Annotated in this window: 3 protein-coding genes; 1 reads left to right on the top strand and 2 read right to left on the bottom strand. The window is 73.4% G+C overall.

Annotated features, from left to right (window positions below; genetic code table 11):
* A partial coding sequence (locus tag AOK24_RS26995; RefSeq protein ID WP_206191271.1) for an AfsR/SARP family transcriptional regulator occupies positions 1-998 on the bottom strand: 998 nt, incomplete at its 3' end.
* 282 nt (positions 999-1,280) lie between these two features.
* Between AOK24_RS26995 and AOK24_RS26990 the strand changes: the two genes are divergently transcribed.
* Entirely contained in the window at positions 1,281-1,802 is a 522-nt protein-coding gene (locus AOK24_RS26990; RefSeq protein ID WP_055722662.1) for a hypothetical protein, read from the top strand.
* Positions 1,803-1,877: 75 nt separating this feature from the next.
* Here AOK24_RS26990 and AOK24_RS26985 read toward each other — a convergent pair.
* Positions 1,878-2,934: tetratricopeptide repeat protein (locus AOK24_RS26985; RefSeq protein WP_159051995.1), on the bottom strand; the 1,057-nt coding region annotated here is incomplete at its 5' end.

Here is a 2,934-nt window from a genome sequence, read left to right as displayed (position 1 = left end):
TCCCGGGGGCGGCTGGGTTCGCGGTTCGCGAGCCCGTACCAGAGGGCGGGTTCCTCGTGCGTGGGGGCGGGTTCGGGGGTGGTGCGGAGGTCGGTCTCCCGGTGGGAGCGCGCGGGTTCGGTGGCGGTGGGGCCGTGCTGTAAGGGGATGCCGGCCGGTGTGCCCGGTGGGCCGGGCTCGTCGTGCGGGCGCGCGGTGTCGGGGCGGCGCTGGGCCGGCACGGAGGGGGTGTGCGGCTGGGTGCGGGCGTCGCCCTCCAGGACCGTACGGTGCAACTCCCGCAGTTCCGCGCCCGGTTCGACGCCGAGTTCCGCGACCAGGATGCGGCGGCCCTCGCGGTAGCAGTCGAGGGCCTCGGAGCGGCGGCCGGAGAGGTGGTAGGCGCGCATGAGGACGGCACGGGCGTCCTCCCGCAGGGGGTGTTCGGCGACGAGCGGGCCGAGGGACTCCACCACCGACCGGTAGCGGCCCCGCCGGAGCTGGACGGCGGCGTACTCCTCCGTCAGGTTGGTGCGCAGTTCGGTGATCCGGTCGACGACGCCGCTCAGCACGCTGTCGTCCATCCCGTCGAGCACGGGCCCCGACCACAGCGCGAGGGCGTCCTCGAAGCGGGCGGCGGCCTCGTCCACTTTCCCGGCCTCGGCGGCGGCGCGGGCCGCGGCGGCCGACTCGTACAGGTCGGCCACGTCGACGTAGTGGCCCTCGCGGTGCAGGACGTAGCCGGGGAGCTGGGTCTCGATCAGGCCGTCGACGCCCGCCTCGTCGCGGAACGTCTTGCGCAGCGCGGAGACGCAGATGGCGATCTGGTTGCGGGCGGTGACGGGCGGTCGGCCGTGCCAGACGGCGTCGGCGAGCGCGTCCACGGAGACCGCGCGGCCGGGGGTGAGCAGGAGCACGGCGAGCACGGTGCGCTGTCGTGCGCTGCGCAGCAGCAGCGGCCGGCCGTCCACGCGCACCTTGAGCGGGCCCAGCACCTGAAACGACAGACAGACCGTCATGCCGCCTCCTTCCAGGACTGTGAATGTCCCGCCCCCCGCGAAGACACAGCATGGCCATTCTGTGGAGATGGCTTGATCTTGACAAGGCGGATACGCATCTTGACAAGGCCGTTCCGCTCTCCTCACACTCCGCGACGCGCCGTCACCGACGGTCCGGTGCCAAGTGATCGCCAATCGCCGGAAAAGAATCATGGGTTGTACTCGGTACGTGACGCCGGGCCCGGCTCTCGCACACAGCCCCGTTCTCAGGAATACGGCACCTGCCAAGAAGGAGCACCCCACATGAACCGCTTGTCGACGCGCCGATTCACCCTGACCGCTTCCGCCGCCACCGCCCTCGCGGCGTCCCTGGCGCTGGCCGGCTCGGCCGTCGCCGTCGCCCCGGCGTCCGCGACCGCCTCGTACAACTGTGACGCGGCGGGCAGCGGCACGATCAAGCTCACCGCGGCCGACTCCGGCGGCGTCAAGTCCGTGAAGCTCGACTCCACGGACATCGTCGCGCAGTTCCCGTACGCGGCGAACTCCGTGACGACGACGCTGAAGCTGAAGAAGGCGTCCGGTGCCGAGGTGCAGTTCTCCGGCGCCGTCCACCCGGCGGCGACCACGGGCGCCCCGCTGTCCTTCGGCCCCCTCCCGCTGTCCTCGGGCTCCCTGGCCGCCGGGGACGTCACCGACTCGGCGGTCCTCGCGGGTACGCCGAGCGCCTCCAACTGGTCGCTCAAGTTCGTCGTGACCAACGCGGGCGGCACGTTCACCTCGTACTGCACGGCGACGAGCGCGCAGTCGAGCGCGTTCACCTGGTAGTCCGCCGGGTGATCCGCTGATCCGCCGAGTCCCTCCGGGAGCGCGCCCCGGAGGGGCTCGGCACGTCCCGGTGGCTCAGGCCCCGCGCCGGTGCGGCACCCGCGGCTCCCGCAGCCGGCCGCCGTCGAGGCAGCGCAGGCACTGCGCCTCGTCGTCCCGGGCCGTCAGCGTGTCCGGGTGGTCCGGGCCCAGGAGGTGTTCGCGGGTCGTGGCGATCTCCCGGTAGTGGGCCAGCGCGTCCTGCCAGCGGCCCAGCCAGCCCAGCGCGACGGCGACCTCACGGCGGCTGACCAAGGTGTCCTCGTGGTCCTCGCCCAGGACGCGGGCGCGGATCGCGTGCACGTCGCGGGACTCGGCCAGCGCCTCCTCCCAGCGGCCGAGGCGGCCCAGGTTGACGCCGAGGCCGTGCCGGGCGCGGAGCGTCTCGGGGTGCGCGGGGCCGTGGACGCGGGTCCGGTCCCGCGTCAACTCCCGGTACAGCGCCAGGGCTTCCGCGCCGCGCCCGAGCCGGCCCAGGGCGATGCCGGTCTCGTGGCGGGCGGCGAGGGTGTCCGGGTGGTCGGGTCCGAGGACCCGCGCACGGGCCTGCGCGACCTCCCGGAACGCGCCCAGCGCCTCCGGCCAGCGCGCCAACTGGCCCAGCGTGTACGCCACTTCGTGCCGCGTCGCCAACGTGTCCGGGTGCTCCTCGCCCAACACCCGCGCCCTCGCCGCCGCGACCTCGCGCGCCATCCGGTACGACTCCGTCAGCCGGCCCAGCCTGGCCAGGTTGAACGCGAGGTTGTGGCGGCAGCGCAGGGTGTCCGGGTGATCGGCGCCCATCGCACGCGTGCGGCCCGCCAATACGGTCGTATACACCTGGTGCGCCTCCAGATGCCGCCCCAACTGCCCCAGCACATACGCCGTCTCCTGCCGCGCGGCGAGCGTGTCGGCATGGTCGTCCCCAAGACTCCTCGCACGGGCCGCCGCCACCTGCTGGTACTCCCGCAACGCGTCCAGCGCCCGGCCGGTACGACTCAACACGAACGCGACCTCATACCGGCTCGCGAGCGTATCGGGATGCTCCTCCCCCAACACCCGCGCCCTCTCACCGGCAACAGCACGATGCACCTCCCCGGCCTCCCCCCAACGC

Source organism: Streptomyces niveiscabiei (assembly GCF_001419795.1).
GTDB lineage: Bacteria > Actinomycetota > Actinomycetes > Streptomycetales > Streptomycetaceae > Streptomyces > Streptomyces niveiscabiei.
This window is presented reverse-complemented; position numbering and strand designations above follow the sequence as displayed.